Origin of the sequence: Deinococcus metalli, assembly GCF_014201805.1 — a bacterium.
In the GTDB taxonomy this organism is placed as follows: domain Bacteria; phylum Deinococcota; class Deinococci; order Deinococcales; family Deinococcaceae; genus Deinococcus; species Deinococcus metalli.
In genome coordinates, this window is the sequence record NZ_JACHFK010000004.1 from 111,630 (window position 1) to 124,239 (window position 12,610).

Sequence of the window (12,610 nt, forward strand, 5' to 3'; positions counted from 1 at the left end):
TGTCCGGCGGCCCGGGCCATCCAGATTCCTGTTCATGCGTGTGGCCCATTCTGACGGGTCACGGCCCCCGGCGAAATGGGACCGTGACGAGTGGACTGATGAAGGCTTGCAGCCGACCACGGAAGCGGCGGCCCCGTCACGGCAGAGCTGGCCGCTCCAGGGCGCTGTGCCTCACATGGTCGATGACTGGAAGCCGGTTTTCGGGCTCGGCCTTCTCTCTGTTACGCCCGGCCGATCAGCTTCACGCGCCACTCGCCCGCGTCCGCCAGCTTCTCCTGGACACTCACGCGGAATCGGGCGCCGTCGTGCATCTCCAGCACGCCCTCGGCGCCCTCCTGCAGGGCGGCGTCACCGCCGACCGGGTCGAGGGCGATCCGCATGAGGCCGCGGCCGCCCTCCAGCGCCTGGAGGCGACCGGTCAGCGCGGCGCCGCCGAAATGGGCCACCACCGCGTTGAATTCGCGCACGCTCAGGCGTCACCCATCATCAGGCCCTCGATGGTGTGCCCCTGCATGATGGGTTCGAGTTCCTCCACCACGCGGCAGATCAGGTGCGTCCGGACGTCCTCCGGCAACTGCTCGTAGTACGCGCGGGTGAACTGGAGGTCGTGGAACTCGTCGTGTCCGGCGCCCGGCGCGTCCACGCCCAGCACCAGGACTGGCCTGGGCTTGGTGCTGACGTTGGCCGTGCCGCGGTGGATGGTCAGCGCCGAGCGCACGGAGATGTCGCCCATCTTCGGCAGCTTGCGCTGCGCCAGCGCTCCGTAGCGGGGGAACATTGACACCGGCGGGAACATGCCGTGGTCGAAGGCGCTGGGATCGTCCCACTGCGTGCCGGGCGCGATCTCGAAAGGCCCCATGTCCGGCTCGACATCCACGGTGGTGAGGTTAAACGCCAGCGAGTTCAGGCGGCGGTCCACCAGTGTCTCGGGTCCGGCGCGGAAGTCGCGGTGCCACGGCTGGTCCCGGGCGCCCGGATTGGGCACGTCGAAGCCGATCTCCACGATCTTGTACTCCGGTCCCAGCACGCTCCGGCACACCGTCGTCACCCACGGGTGCGTGACCAGGTCCAGGAACCCGCTGATGTCCTCGGGGTGGATCTCGACGTAGTGCCGGTTGGTTCCGCGTCCCACCGCGCCGCCGGGGCGGGCGAGCGCCGCCTCGTACAGGCGGGGCAGTTCCGTGCCGAGATGCGCGACCCACTCGCGCGAAAAAGCGCCCTTCAGGCCGATGATGCCGTCGCCGTACAGGCCGGCCATGATGGCGGGAATGTCGTAGGACGTGGTGGGCGCAACGTCGGGGATGGCCGTCATCCTCTACCTCCTGCGGGAATCGGGATGGTGTGCTGGTGTGAACTGCGCCCATTCTGCGCCCGGTCTCGGCAAAGTCAAGCTCGGCCGCAGGAAGAACCCGGCCTGGACGCTCTGGAACGGCAGCACGGCGCAGCACGTCGAGGACCGACGAGGAGGCGGTCTGACGGAGTCTCGCGTGCCTGACGGCGTGGCCGACGCCGGCGACCGTTGAGCCGGAACCGCCGGTCAGAGAAGGCTGTGCGTCATCCCTCCGCCCGCCTCCGACGCCGGGTGAGACGGACACTCTCTGCGCGCCCGAGGATCACAGCCTAGCTACATGCGGGGGCGCAGGTCTTCTGCCAGCGCGACGATGATGCCGGCGGGACCGCGCACGTAACACAGCCTGTACTTGTCCTCGTACTCGGCCACCTCGCCGATGAGTTCCGCGCCCTGGGGGCGCAGCCGCGCAAGGGCGTCCTCGACGCTCTCCACCTCGAACATGACGCTCCTCAGGCCGAGCGTGTTGGGCGGCGCGACCGCCGGATGGGACTCGGCCAGGGCAGGGTGGCGGAACCGCGTCAGCTCGAGCTGCCCGTGCCCGTCCGGCGTCCTCATCATGACGATGTCGACCTGCACCCCGTCGATGCCGTTGACGCGGTCCACCCACGGTCCCTCCACGGGAGCCCGGCCGGCGACGGTCATGCCGAGGGCGGTGAAGAACGCCGTGGCGGCCGAGAGGTCCTCCACGACGACGCTAATGTGGTCCAGTCGCTTGACCGTCATGATCCCCGCATCTTACTTGCGCCGGTTGTCGGCCCGGCGCGCGGCCCCACGGAAGGAGCGTCGCCCGGAGGTGCCGTAGAGTGCGGCGGTATCCACCGCCCGCCCGGCCGTCACGCCGGTTTTTCCGGCCACGCCGCCGACCGGAGTGCTCCCGGGCTTCACGCGTCCACAGGTGACCGCATGCATGAACTGATCCAGTCCACGCCGCCCGGAACGGCCACACGGGGAGTGCTCGACGCGCCCCTCGCGCCCGAGACCCGACTGCCCTACATCGTCGTGCGCGGCGTGGAGGCCGGACCGACCCTGCTGATCACGGCGGGCGTGCACGGCGCGGAGTACGCCAGCATGGACGCAGCCTACGCGGTCGCGGACACGGCGCCGGACACCCTGCGCGGCACGCTGGTCGTGCTGCCCATCGTGAATCCGGGCGCGTTCTGGCCGCGCAGCATCTACGTGAATCCGGTGGACGGTCGGAACCTGAACCGGGTGTTTCCCGGTCGGGCGCAGGGGACCTACGCGGAACGTCTCGCCGCGTGGCTGCACGAGACGTTCCTGTCCCGCGCGGACGCCGTGATCGACCTGCACGGCGGCGATCTCGTGGAGGCCCTGGAGCCCTTCTCCATCTACGCGCGGGGGCACGGGCCGTCCCGTGAGCTGGCGCTCGCGTTCGGGCTGCCGCACCTGATCGCCAGCGACAGCCGCGGCATGACCGTCGAGGTCACCCGCACGCACGGCCGTCCCGCCATCATCGCCGAGGCGGGCGGCCAGGGCCAGCGCCGTGAGGCCGACGTGACGGCGCTGGTGCAGGGCGTGCACAACGCGATGCACGCCCTCGGCATGCGGCCAGGTGAGCCGCAGCGCCCGGCGGCGATCACGGAGCACAGCGGGCTCGCTTGGCTCTCGGCGCCGGCCAGCGGCCTGTGGACGCCGCACGTCGCGGCGGGAGCCGTCGTCTCGAAGGGGGATGAGATCGGAACCCTGCGCGACCTGACCGGACAGTCAGCGCGTTCCTTCCATGCGCCCGACGGCGGCGTGGTGCTGTTCGTGGTGACGAGCCTCGCCATGAACGAGGGAGATCCCCTGGTCGGGATCGGCGTTCCGGCCCCGTGACGCGCCGGAGCGGCCCACCGCGCGCCGGCCACACGTGCCTTGACGGCGAAGTCGAAAAGCAGGAGGCTGCCGCATGCCCCAACCGCCCAGCCGTTCGACCCGCGCCGGCAAGGGCCACCCCAGGGCGCGGCCGATCCAGTCCCGAGCGGTGAACGGATGACCGGGACCCGCGCGTGATCGTTCAGGAGCGGCCCGCTGCCGAGGGCAACTGGGGCGGCAACGTGGTGTACGGCGCGGCACGCCTCCACCGCCCCGCCAGTGTCGAGGAGCTTCAGGCCATCGTCCACCGCGGCTCGCGGGTGAGGGCGCTCGGCACCCGGCACTCGTTCAACCGGCTGCCAGATACCGCCGGCGATCTGGTCTCGCTCGAGCGGCTGCGCGGCATCGGCGCAGTGAACACCGCCGAGCGCACCGTGCGGATCGAGGGCGGCGTGCGGTACGGCGACCTGGGGGCGTCGCTGCACGCCCAGGGGTTCGCGCTGCCCAACCTCGCCTCGCTGCCGCACCTGTCGGTGGCGGGCGCGTGCGCCACCGGCACGCACGGTTCCGGGAATTCCGCCGCAGTGCTCGCCTCGGCAGTCACCCGGCTCGAGCTGCTGACTGCCGGGGGCGACCTCGTGACCGTGTCACGCGACCACATGCCCGACGTGTTCGACGGCGCGGTGATGTCGCTGGGCGCGCTCGGCATCGTCACGGCCCTCACGCTGGCCGTCGAGCCGACCTACGACGTGCGGCAGGATGTCTACGAGCGCGTGCCGCTGGCGCCCGTGGCCGCCCACTTCGACGAGGTGATGTCGGCGGCCGACAGCGTCAGCCTGTTCACCACGTGGCAGGACGACACCTTTCACCACGCGTGGCTGAAACGGCGGGTCGACCGGCCCCTCGCGCCCGCGCCGCCGACGTGGTTCGGGGCGACGCGGGCCGCGCACGACGTTCACCCGGTACCCGGGGCCTCCGCGACGCCGTGCACCCCCCAGGGCGGCGTGCCGGGACCGTGGTACGAACGCTGGCCGCACTTCCGCATGGAGCACACGCCGAGCAGCGGGGCAGAGATCCAGAGCGAGTACCTGCTGCCCCGGCAGCACGCCCCCGCCGCGCTGCGCGCCCTGTTCGCCGTGGGGTCCCGGCTGGCGCCCCTGCTGTTCGTGTCGGAGGTGCGGACGGTCGCGGCCGATTCCCACTGGCTCAGCCCGTGTTACGGGCACGACTGCGCCGCGGTGCATTTCACGTGGCGGCTTGACGAGCCGGCCGTCCGGGCCGTGCTGCCCGAGATCGAGGCGATCCTGGCCCCCCTCAGCGCCCGACCCCACTGGGGCAAGGTGTATGTGACCCCGGCGCACCGCTGGCCGGGCGCCCAGCCGCGGCTGGCCGAGTTCCGGGATCTGATGCTCACGCTCGATCCGGGCGGCATGTTCCGCAACGCGTTCCTCGACACGCAGGTGCTCGGCACGGACTGAGGGGCCGCGGCATGGGGCCGTGGTCCGGCGCAGGAGCAGGATGTCTTCCTGTCGAGTTGAGCGTGGATTCATAATCCGGCGTCCTGGCGCGCGGCGCGGGCACACTGCGTGGATGCGACCTTCCCTCCGGACACTCCTCCTGCTCGGACTCGGTGCCGCGGTCTGGCGCCGGGCGCGGCGCGCGCCGTTCGATCTGGGGAGCAGGGTGGTCCTCGTGACCGGCGGCTCCCGGGGGCTGGGACTCGCGCTGGCCCGGGAGCTGCTGGAGCGCGGCGCGAGGGTCATGCTGCTGGCCCGCGACGGCGCCGAACTCCAGCGGGCCGGACAGCAGCTCGGCGCCGGGCCGCGCGTGCACACGGTCATGGCCGACGTGACGGTCGAGGCCGATCTCGTCCGTGCCGTGGACGCGACGGTGGACGCCTTCGGCCGGCTGGACGTGGTCGTTCACAACGCCGGCCTGATCCAGACGGGACCGCTGGCGAACATGACCGAGGCGGACTTCCGCCGGATCATGGAGGTGAACGCGTACGCTCCGCTCCGGCTCACCCGCCAAGCCCTGCCGCACCTGCGGCGTTCGCGGGGCCGGGTGCTGATCGTGTCCTCGGTGGGCGGGAAGGTGGCCGTGCCGCACCTGGCGCCGTATTCCGTGAGCAAGTTCGCGTCGGCGGGGCTGGGGCAGGCCCTGCGCGCCGAGCTGGCCCGCGAGGGCGTCACGGTCACGACGGTGCTCCCCGGCCTGATGCGGACCGGCAGTGCCCGCCAGGCGCAGGTGAAGGGGCAGCAGCACAAGGAATACGCCCTGTTCGCCACCCTCGACAACCTGCCGTTCGTGTCGCTGGACGGGCGGGTGGCCGCGCGGCGCATCGTGGACGCCCTGGTGCGCGGGGACGCCGAGACGATGATCGGCGGTCCGGCGCACCTCCTGAAATACGCGCAGGCCCTGGCGCCGCAGCTCACAGCGGACGCGCTCGCCCTCGGCAACCGTCTGCTGCCGGAGCCAGTCGCCCACGGAGGCGCGGCCCGTGGGCAGGACGTCGAGACCTCCGTGACCCGGGCCAACCCGATCAAACGCGCGGCAGAGCGCGACCTCAACCAGACGGGCGCAGCCGACCAGGAACGCACGTAAGCCACGAGGGGTGAAGGAGCCCTCGTTCGAGTTCAGGTGCGCAGCACGACCAGTTGACGTGGTGTCGTCCGTGACCCGAAGGCTGAGGTCAACCCACGTACGCGCGCCGACGACTCCGGCGGGTCCGTGATCCCTTATCCGGCACCGGCCTGACACGTGCTGGGGCCGCCCAGCCGTCTCCGTCCTCGTGCTTCCCTCAGCCGGTCGCCGGGTTCCACCCGCGCACAATGGAAAAAGGCAGCCCGAAGACCGCCTTTGATTTCTCAAACATAGCGCGGTATGCAGGTCCGGTCAAGCTATGCACGCCGCTGCCGGGTGGGGCGCGGCTGAACCGGCGATCTGACATCATCGGCGGGGATTCGATTCCCGGGGAGGCGCCGGACCCATGCACCTGTTCGAGACCCTGCTGGCCCTGCTGTTCGGCGCGACGGTGTTGTCGGTGATCGCGCGGCGGCTGCGCATTCCGTACCCCACCCTCCTCGCCGTGGGCGGGGCGGTGGTCGCCTTCGTGCCGGGCATTCCCCGGCTCGACCTACCCCCCGAACTGATCCTGGCCCTGTTCGTCGCGCCGGTCCTGCTGGACGCCGCCTACGACACCTCACTGCGCGACCTGCGGCGCAACTGGCAGGCGGTGCTGTCGCTGGTGGTGGTGGCGGTCGGTCTGACCACCGTCGCGGTGGCGTGCGCCGTCCGGGTGCTTTTTCCAGAGATGCCGTGGGCGGCGGCCATCGCGCTGGGGGCGCTGGTCGCTCCGCCCGACGCTGTGGCGGCCCTGGCGATTCTGCGGCAGGTCAGTCCGCCGCACCGGCTGCGCAAGGTGCTGGAGGGCGAGAGCCTGCTCAACGACGCCTCAGCCCTGCTCATCTACACCCTGGCGGTCGGGGCCGTCGTGGGGGGCAGCTTCAGCGTGGCGGGCGTGCTGCCCACCTTCCTGCTCACGGTCTTCGGCAGCGCGGCGGTCGGGTGGGGGCTGTCGTGGCCGGTCTCATGGCTGGTGGGGAAGATCGCGGACGCGCCCACGGCCGTGATCTTCCAGTTCGTGCTGACCTTCGCCCTGTGGGTGCTGGCCGAACGGCTCGGGCTGTCTGCGGTGGTCACCGTGGTCGTGTTCGGTCTGGCGGCGGGGCAGCGGCCGGCTGTGGCCCAGACCGCCCAGCTGCGGGTGCCCACCTTCGCCGTCTGGGACGCCGTGACCTTCCTGCTGAACGTCCTGGCCTTCACGCTGATCGGCCTGCAACTCGGCCCGATCCTGAACGCGCTCGGAGACGGTGAACTCCTGCGTTTCCTGGGCGCCGCGCTGGTCATTCTGGGCGTGGTGATCGTGGTGCGGCTGGTGTGGGCCGTCGGCTACGCCCTCACAGGGGGACGGCGCGCCGCGGACGTCGGCTCCGGCGCGCCCACTGCCCCGGAGCCCTCACGCGCGAAGAGCGGGCTGGTGATCGGCTGGGCGGGCATGCGCGGCATCGTCACGCTGGCCACGGCCCTGGCCCTTCCGGACACCTTCCCGGCCCGCAATTTCATTCAGCTCGCGGCCTTCGTGGTGGTGCTCGGCACCCTGGTCATCCAGGGCCTCACGCTGCGTCCACTGTTGCTGTGGCTGAACTTTCCGGTGGACACCACGGTGGAATCCGAGACCAGCCTCGCCCGCTCCGTCGCCCTGAAAGCCGCCCTGAAGGCTCTGGAACACGACACCACCCCCGCCGCCGAACGTCTGCGGGAGGAGTACCGGGCCGCCCTCTCCATCGCGCGCCAGGGGGGCGACCTGTCGCGGTCACCGGACAACGCCCTGCGCCGCGAGACGCTGACGCATTCCCGGGACGCTCTCGAAACCCTGCGGCGGACCGGCACCATCGGGGACGATGCGTACCGTCAGGTGGAGGCCGAGCTGGACACGCTGGAACTGATGACCGCCGCGAGCACCGTGCCCTACGCCGGGACGTGAACCGGCCCGGCGGCCCGAGTACCAGGTCCATCCGCTGGACGGTGCACCCACCCCCTCTTGCATGTGGGTGGTACGGCTGCACCGTCTCCGAGGTCTGGGGTGAAGCCAGACACGAGCCGCACTGCCGAGGTCAACGCAACGGCGGTCACATCCCGCCTGTCACGGCCCAGTGCCTAGAATCAGGAATGCCCTTCCCTGAACTGGCGTCCAGCGTGGCACAGCGGCTGCTCGGCGTTCCGGGTGTACAGGGCGTCGTGCTGGGTGGATCGCACGCGACGGGTACGGCCACGGCGATGTCCGACCTCGACCTGGGCCTGTACTACGATCATGCCAGCCCGCTGGATATTCCCGCCCTCACTGCCCTGTGCCGCGATCTCGACGACTCCGGCGAGGCCACGGCAAGTGACCTGGGTGGCTGGGGGCCGTGGGTGGACGGCGGGGCGTGGCTCACCATCCAGGGGCAGCGGGTTGATTTCATCTACCGCGACCTCGGCCGGGTCGGACACAGTGTCCAGGATGCCTGCGCGGGCCGCGTCACCCTCCACGTTCAGCCCGGCCACCCGCACGGCATCCACGGCCATCACTACGCCGGAGAGCTGGCGTCCTGCGTGATCCTCGACGATCTGACAGGAGGCCTGCGGGCGCTCCAGGCACAGATCGGCACCTACCCACCGGCCCTCGGCCGCGCCCTGGAAGAGGCGTACGCCTGGTCGCCCACATTCTGGCTGGGGGGCGCCGAGAAGGGAATCGGGCGGGGGGACCTGGCGTACGTCCAGGGCTGTGTGTTCCAGGCGGTCATGGCCCTGGTCCAGGTCATCTGTGCGCGTGCGCGGGTATGGGTGCTCAACGAGAAGGGAGCCGTGCAGCGCGCGGCCACCTGCGCCGGCGCCCCAGACGACTTTGCCCGCAGGGTCAATGCGGCCGTCGCAGAACCGGATCTGCCCGCCCTTCACCAGCTGGCGGCCGAGGTCGCGCGAGCCGGCGTCGGCCGCCAGTAGCTGCAAGTGGTTCACGCAGAAGCGGGCCGGTTCCCGCAACCAGGGGAGAGGAGTGTGCCAGATCGCACCTGGACGACGGCGCATTTCCCCGACGTCGCTGCCCTGTCTGCGCGCCGCACACGTGCTCAGCGAAGTTGGAGAAGCTGCTGGTGGTCGAGCTGCTCGGCTTCGAGGATGAGCTGCTCCAGGGTCGTGCTGCCCAGGACGTCCCGCAGCGCCTGATCCACCCGTTTCCACAGGTCCTGGGTGCCGCAGACGGTGTCGTGGTCGCAGACGTGGTCCTTCTCGGCGCAGGCCACGGGCGCGAGACTGCCTTCCAGCGTCGTGACGACCTCGTAGGCGTGAATGCTGCCCGCAGAGCGGCTGAGGCGGTAGCCGCCTTTCGCGCCGCGGACGCTCTGGATATAACCGGCGCGGCGCAACGTCGCGACGATCTGTTCCAGATAGTGCAGGCTGATGTTCTGCCGCTGGGACACGGACTTCAGCGTGACGGGCTGACCGTCCTGGCGGCCGATCTCGATCATCGCTCGCAGGCCGTACTGGGCTCGGGTCGATACCCACATGCCAGAATGCTGACTTAACCACTCGGATTAGTCAAATAGGATTGATCGGGACACGTCAGCACCGTCGACCACCATGGTTGGGGGACTGGCTTGGCCGGTACTCCTCCAGCTTCTGCCGGCCCGCACGAAGGTGGAGCAGTTCTCGTGCCCTCATCTCGGCATATCCGGTGTTGAAGTTGGAAACGCCATGAGCGCAGCCCCACGTATTCCGAGTAAACCGCTCTGGTTGAGTACTCTGGTCGGTTTACATGACGCGCTGTCTTACGGACCGGGTCCCCTGTCTGAACCTACACTCCGGTCATGAACGAGAACACGACGGTCGTTTCCCGGTGCGACGCCACGAGCTGCCGGTTCAACTCGGACCGGACCTGCACGGCGGGCCAGATCGAGGTCAGCATGACCGCCCAGAAGGCCGAGTGCCTGACCTTCACGCCCCGGAGCGATGCCCAGGGCACCCAGCCCAGCGCACAGCAGTAACTTCATGGCACCGGGCCTCCCACCGACGTGTGGGCGGTCCGATCTGTACATCCACATCGCTCCAGCTGAATCCTGAGTGCTACACTCGGATTAATGGCTGGACTGCCCTCACCCACCCCGCACGGAGTTGCTCAGGCGCTGGACATGCATGTTCAGGAGCAAGTGGTCGCCGCGGAAGCGGTTCTGGCCACCCTGACCGCCCGCGCCCCCCTGCGGCTGGTGCAGGTGAGCATCCAGGGCGTCCGCTACGCGCTGTCGCCCGACCTGGACGTCCTGCGCCGCAACCGGAGCCTGCTGGAGGACGTGGTCATGACGGCGCTCGCCCGGCACGCGGCCGCGTCCATGCTTGGAGTGCCCGTTGTCCCGGGAACGCCTGAGCGCGATGCGCTGGACCTGCTGCAGTCGGCTCTGGTCGAACCCGAGGAGCAGAGCACCATCCCCGACTATGTGCGCGTCCTCGAAGCCCGTGCCCGCGCCCTGCTGAGGCGCTCGTGGTCCGAGGTGCAGGTTGTGGCCGCCGGACTGAGGGAGCATGGAGCCCTGGACGCGGAAGCTGTCAAGCACCGCATTCGCTGTGCTCAGGGCATTCGCGGCACGCTCCTGAACTGACCGATCCATAGCACACAGAGGAGATGGGTGCGGTCTGCTTTGCGTGGAGACAAGGCAGACCACCCGGTGTGCCTTCACCAGCTGCAACGGCCGCCACGGACGACCCGAATCACCTGTTTGGCGCTCGTGGGTTGTCCTGGCAGACTCAGGTTCAGAGTCCTGACCGGTACAGCGTCATGGCTGGACGACCACCACGTTGTATGTCTTGCCTGCCGTCATCGCCTTGCTGGGGTCCTCGTGGTAGATGCACCATTTGTTGGTCGTGTACCACACGCCAGTCAGGTTTGTGTCGTAATTTGACTTGGTTGAATCGCCACCCGGATTGTAGTTGTGGGTGACAGTGACCACGGCATTCGGCTTGTCGTTCGTCGCGGGATTGTCGATGCACGTCCAGTTGTTGACACTGTTCCCCGCCGTGCTGGTGTGCACGAAGCCCACGATCTTGCTGTCCAGGCGGCGGAGTTCGGTCTGGGCTGCCTGAAAGTTGTCGTTCATCTCACTTGCCTTGATGGTCGTGCCGGCCGTGAACGTGTGCGGGGTGCTGAAGTCCACTGCCACGGCAACGGCGGCGGCGAGAGCGATGGACACCAGCAGGGAGCGCAGGACAGTTATTGTGGTCTGTTTCATGTACGGACTCCTCTGGAACGGGGCAGTGACGTGAGTGGAGGTCGCGTTACAGAAAGACAGCCTGGTCCCACACGCTCTGGTCGAAGGTGGCCTTCTGCGGTTGGGGTGTTCCAGAGGACGTGTTGCATGCGGTGAGCAGCACCAGAGCGAGCGCGGCGCCCAGCATCAGCTGAGCACCACTGGGGGCGCGGGAATGGGTCGGCGGCTTCCTCATGCGTGCCTCCTCAAGACCGCTGCCCATCACGGCGCACTCGATCTGCATTCCGATCTTAAGCTGTTCTTAGGGTCAAGTGAGAACGAATATGACCAGCACTCCCGGGAGGGCCATGCAGTTATGGCAGAACTGCTCAATTGCTGCTTGGCCTGTGCCACTAAAACATCGCAATGGAATCCCGTCGGTAGAGCTGGGACGAGACGTATTTAGGCCTCGGTGAGGTCGAACATTGGCTGTGGATGGTCATCGATGACCGTAGCGCTGTGTCGGACGCTTTCCTGTTGAGACATTCCGACCATTTATTGCTTGCAATCAGAAACGTGCCACATCTCTACCCGGGCAAGTGGCGTTCCTGTGCAAGTTGAGTGAGGCGATCGCAGCCATGCGCTCACTATGCCGGGCGGTCATTGGCGGGCACAGCGTGCCGGCGGTCGTACAGGGCGCACAGGCCGCTGCGGTCCTTGTGTTCGTATTCCAGGATGGCGTCGGGTTCGCTGGTGCCGGGGCGCAGGCCCAGGGCGCTCAGTTCCGCGCCGGTGGCGAGGTGTTCGGGATAGGTCTGCTGGTAGCGGGGGCAGGGCGCGGGTTTGATGCGGTGGGTCATGCTGACCTCGAGTCATGCGGTGTCACTGTCCCCAGTGTGCGGGTTCACACGTGACCGGGCGTGAGACGGCCGGCTGCTGTCCTCACCCTTCCGAGGGCGCTGGAACGAACCCGATCACGCCGTACAGGGGGTCGCCGCCGCCCGGGCTGCGGTCCAGTGCCCGGAGATCCGTGTATCCGGCGCGCTCCAGGTACTGCGTGACCAGGGCCACGTGGCCCGCGTCGTCCAGGTGCTGCCACACCAGCACGGCCTTGGTCGGGAAACAGCGGTTCGAGAACGTGATCACCACAGGCGATCCGGGGCTCAGCACGCGGCGCAGATCACGCAGCACGGCGACCGGTTGGGTCAGGTAGTCGATAGACACGGCTATGCCCGCTGCGTCAAAGGAGCCGTCCGCGAAGGGCAGGTGCGCGGTGGTGTTGAGGTTCTGGACGACGAATCGGGACAGCCGGGTATTGGCGGCCAGCTCTTCGTGGTTCAGGCCCACGCCCACCACCTCGGGGTAGGGCGCCTCCGGTGGCAGGTGGCTGATCCAGGAACTCATCAGGTCGAGGACGCGGGCATCACGCGGAAAGAACTCGCGGTACAGGGACGTGACGGCGGCGATCGCCGCGTCGTCGATGTGCGTGACGAAGCGTGGGTGCCGGTAGAACTGCTCGTCTGGAGTCTCGTCCTGGCGGCGGAAGAAGGTGGGCGGCAGGTCGTCCATAGGCCAGTGTGGGCACGGTGTGACCGGAACACCGTCAGGGTCGCCAAGGTTCTACGCCGTGCCGGATCTCGCCGGACACCATGATCAGGGCGGGGTCGTG

At 68.9% G+C, this 12,610-nt stretch carries 17 protein-coding genes; 8 read left to right on the top strand and 9 right to left on the bottom strand.

Going from position 1 to position 12,610, the window contains the following annotated elements:
- Nucleotides 1-221: 221 nt before the first annotated feature.
- Together HNQ07_RS09575 and HNQ07_RS09580 are read right to left on the bottom strand one after the other, a co-directional pair.
- Complete coding sequence (locus tag HNQ07_RS09575) at nucleotides 222-467, bottom strand: hypothetical protein (RefSeq protein WP_184111118.1); 246 nt, start codon at nucleotides 465-467, stop codon at nucleotides 222-224.
- Nucleotides 468-469: 2 nt separating this feature from the next.
- Nucleotides 470-1,312: a phytanoyl-CoA dioxygenase family protein gene (locus HNQ07_RS09580; protein ID WP_184111120.1), complete on the bottom strand. Its 843-nt coding sequence runs from the start codon at nucleotides 1,310-1,312 to the stop codon at nucleotides 470-472.
- Here HNQ07_RS09580 and HNQ07_RS09585 point away from each other — a divergent pair.
- Nucleotides 1,302-1,523 (top strand): hypothetical protein, encoded by a 222-nt coding sequence (locus HNQ07_RS09585; RefSeq protein ID WP_184111122.1) that lies wholly within the window; start codon nucleotides 1,302-1,304, stop codon nucleotides 1,521-1,523. The genes HNQ07_RS09580 and HNQ07_RS09585 overlap by 11 nt on opposite strands.
- Before the next feature lie 101 nt (nucleotides 1,524-1,624).
- On the opposite strand, the gene HNQ07_RS09590 is transcribed toward HNQ07_RS09585, so the two are convergent.
- Both HNQ07_RS09590 and HNQ07_RS09595 read right to left on the bottom strand, forming a co-directional pair.
- Nucleotides 1,625-2,074, bottom strand: a complete 450-nt coding sequence (locus tag HNQ07_RS09590) for a VOC family protein (RefSeq protein ID WP_184111124.1) — start codon at nucleotides 2,072-2,074, stop codon at nucleotides 1,625-1,627.
- 12 nt (nucleotides 2,075-2,086) lie between these two features.
- Nucleotides 2,087-2,236: a hypothetical protein gene (locus tag HNQ07_RS09595; protein ID WP_184111126.1), complete on the bottom strand. Its 150-nt coding sequence runs from the start codon at nucleotides 2,234-2,236 to the stop codon at nucleotides 2,087-2,089.
- 18 nt (nucleotides 2,237-2,254) lie between these two features.
- Here HNQ07_RS09595 and HNQ07_RS09600 point away from each other — a divergent pair, with 18 nt between their 5' ends.
- The 5 genes from HNQ07_RS09600 to HNQ07_RS09620 all read left to right on the top strand — a co-directional run bounded on the left by HNQ07_RS09600 (nucleotide 2,255) and on the right by HNQ07_RS09620 (nucleotide 8,707).
- A complete protein-coding gene (locus tag HNQ07_RS09600; protein WP_184111128.1) occupies nucleotides 2,255-3,184 on the top strand; it encodes a succinylglutamate desuccinylase/aspartoacylase family protein in 930 nt (309 codons plus the stop codon).
- A 173-nt stretch (nucleotides 3,185-3,357) separates the two neighbouring features.
- Nucleotides 3,358-4,641 (top strand): FAD-binding protein, encoded by a 1,284-nt coding sequence (locus tag HNQ07_RS24360; protein WP_229831931.1) that lies wholly within the window; start codon nucleotides 3,358-3,360, stop codon nucleotides 4,639-4,641.
- Between the two features lie 112 nt (nucleotides 4,642-4,753).
- A complete protein-coding gene (locus tag HNQ07_RS09610) occupies nucleotides 4,754-5,767 on the top strand; it encodes an SDR family NAD(P)-dependent oxidoreductase (protein ID WP_184111130.1) in 1,014 nt (337 codons plus the stop codon).
- Nucleotides 5,768-6,152: 385 nt separating this feature from the next.
- Nucleotides 6,153-7,709: a cation:proton antiporter gene (locus HNQ07_RS09615; protein WP_184111132.1), complete on the top strand. Its 1,557-nt coding sequence runs from the start codon at nucleotides 6,153-6,155 to the stop codon at nucleotides 7,707-7,709.
- Nucleotides 7,710-7,894: 185 nt separating this feature from the next.
- A complete protein-coding gene (locus HNQ07_RS09620) occupies nucleotides 7,895-8,707 on the top strand; it encodes a nucleotidyltransferase domain-containing protein (protein WP_184111134.1) in 813 nt (270 codons plus the stop codon).
- A gap of 125 nt (nucleotides 8,708-8,832) precedes the next feature.
- On the opposite strand, the gene HNQ07_RS09625 is transcribed toward HNQ07_RS09620, so the two are convergent.
- The gene (locus HNQ07_RS09625) at nucleotides 8,833-9,270 is read right to left on the bottom strand and encodes an RrF2 family transcriptional regulator (protein WP_184111136.1); all 438 of its coding nucleotides are present in this window, start codon (nucleotides 9,268-9,270) and stop codon (nucleotides 8,833-8,835) included.
- A 300-nt stretch (nucleotides 9,271-9,570) separates the two neighbouring features.
- On the opposite strand from HNQ07_RS09625, the gene HNQ07_RS09630 reads away from it, so the two are divergent.
- Entirely contained in the window at nucleotides 9,571-9,747 is a 177-nt protein-coding gene (locus tag HNQ07_RS09630; RefSeq protein WP_184111138.1) for a DUF1540 domain-containing protein, read from the top strand.
- A 93-nt stretch (nucleotides 9,748-9,840) separates the two neighbouring features.
- The gene (locus HNQ07_RS09635; RefSeq protein WP_184111140.1) at nucleotides 9,841-10,356 is read left to right on the top strand and encodes a hypothetical protein; all 516 of its coding nucleotides are present in this window, start codon (nucleotides 9,841-9,843) and stop codon (nucleotides 10,354-10,356) included.
- Nucleotides 10,357-10,530: 174 nt separating this feature from the next.
- Here the strand turns inward: HNQ07_RS09635 and HNQ07_RS09640 are convergent, their stop codons facing one another.
- The 4 genes from HNQ07_RS09640 to HNQ07_RS09655 form a co-directional block, all read right to left on the bottom strand.
- Entirely contained in the window at nucleotides 10,531-10,983 is a 453-nt protein-coding gene (locus HNQ07_RS09640; protein ID WP_184111142.1) for a DUF7452 domain-containing protein, read from the bottom strand.
- Between the two features lie 46 nt (nucleotides 10,984-11,029).
- Entirely contained in the window at nucleotides 11,030-11,197 is a 168-nt protein-coding gene (locus HNQ07_RS09645; RefSeq protein ID WP_184111144.1) for a hypothetical protein, read from the bottom strand.
- A gap of 391 nt (nucleotides 11,198-11,588) precedes the next feature.
- On the bottom strand, nucleotides 11,589-11,801 hold the full coding sequence (locus tag HNQ07_RS09650; protein ID WP_184111146.1) for a hypothetical protein: 213 nt from the start codon (nucleotides 11,799-11,801) through the stop codon (nucleotides 11,589-11,591).
- 82 nt (nucleotides 11,802-11,883) lie between these two features.
- Complete coding sequence (locus tag HNQ07_RS09655) at nucleotides 11,884-12,510, bottom strand: class I SAM-dependent methyltransferase (RefSeq protein ID WP_184111148.1); 627 nt, start codon at nucleotides 12,508-12,510, stop codon at nucleotides 11,884-11,886.
- Between the last annotated feature and the right edge of the window lie 100 nt (nucleotides 12,511-12,610).

Excerpts from the sequence above, each read along its gene's own strand:
- HNQ07_RS09585 (WP_184111122.1), top strand. The coding sequence starts at position 1,302 with ATGGCCGTCATCCTCTACCTCCTGCGGGAATCGGGATGGTGTGCTGGT.
- HNQ07_RS09580 (WP_184111120.1), bottom strand. The coding sequence starts at position 1,312 with ATGACGGCCATCCCCGACGTTGCGCCCACCACGTCCTACGACATTCCC.
- HNQ07_RS09590 (WP_184111124.1), bottom strand. The coding sequence starts at position 2,074 with ATGACGGTCAAGCGACTGGACCACATTAGCGTCGTCGTGGAGGACCTC.
- HNQ07_RS09600 (WP_184111128.1), top strand. The coding sequence starts at position 2,255 with ATGCATGAACTGATCCAGTCCACGCCGCCCGGAACGGCCACACGGGGA.
- HNQ07_RS09610 (WP_184111130.1), top strand. The coding sequence starts at position 4,754 with ATGCGACCTTCCCTCCGGACACTCCTCCTGCTCGGACTCGGTGCCGCG.
- HNQ07_RS09615 (WP_184111132.1), top strand. The coding sequence starts at position 6,153 with ATGCACCTGTTCGAGACCCTGCTGGCCCTGCTGTTCGGCGCGACGGTG.
- HNQ07_RS09620 (WP_184111134.1), top strand. The coding sequence starts at position 7,895 with ATGCCCTTCCCTGAACTGGCGTCCAGCGTGGCACAGCGGCTGCTCGGC.
- HNQ07_RS09625 (WP_184111136.1), bottom strand. The coding sequence starts at position 9,270 with ATGTGGGTATCGACCCGAGCCCAGTACGGCCTGCGAGCGATGATCGAG.
- HNQ07_RS09630 (WP_184111138.1), top strand. The coding sequence starts at position 9,571 with ATGAACGAGAACACGACGGTCGTTTCCCGGTGCGACGCCACGAGCTGC.
- HNQ07_RS09635 (WP_184111140.1), top strand. The coding sequence starts at position 9,841 with ATGGCTGGACTGCCCTCACCCACCCCGCACGGAGTTGCTCAGGCGCTG.
- HNQ07_RS09640 (WP_184111142.1), bottom strand. The coding sequence starts at position 10,983 with ATGAAACAGACCACAATAACTGTCCTGCGCTCCCTGCTGGTGTCCATC.
- HNQ07_RS09645 (WP_184111144.1), bottom strand. The coding sequence starts at position 11,197 with ATGAGGAAGCCGCCGACCCATTCCCGCGCCCCCAGTGGTGCTCAGCTG.
- HNQ07_RS09650 (WP_184111146.1), bottom strand. The coding sequence starts at position 11,801 with ATGACCCACCGCATCAAACCCGCGCCCTGCCCCCGCTACCAGCAGACC.
- HNQ07_RS09655 (WP_184111148.1), bottom strand. The coding sequence starts at position 12,510 with ATGGACGACCTGCCGCCCACCTTCTTCCGCCGCCAGGACGAGACTCCA.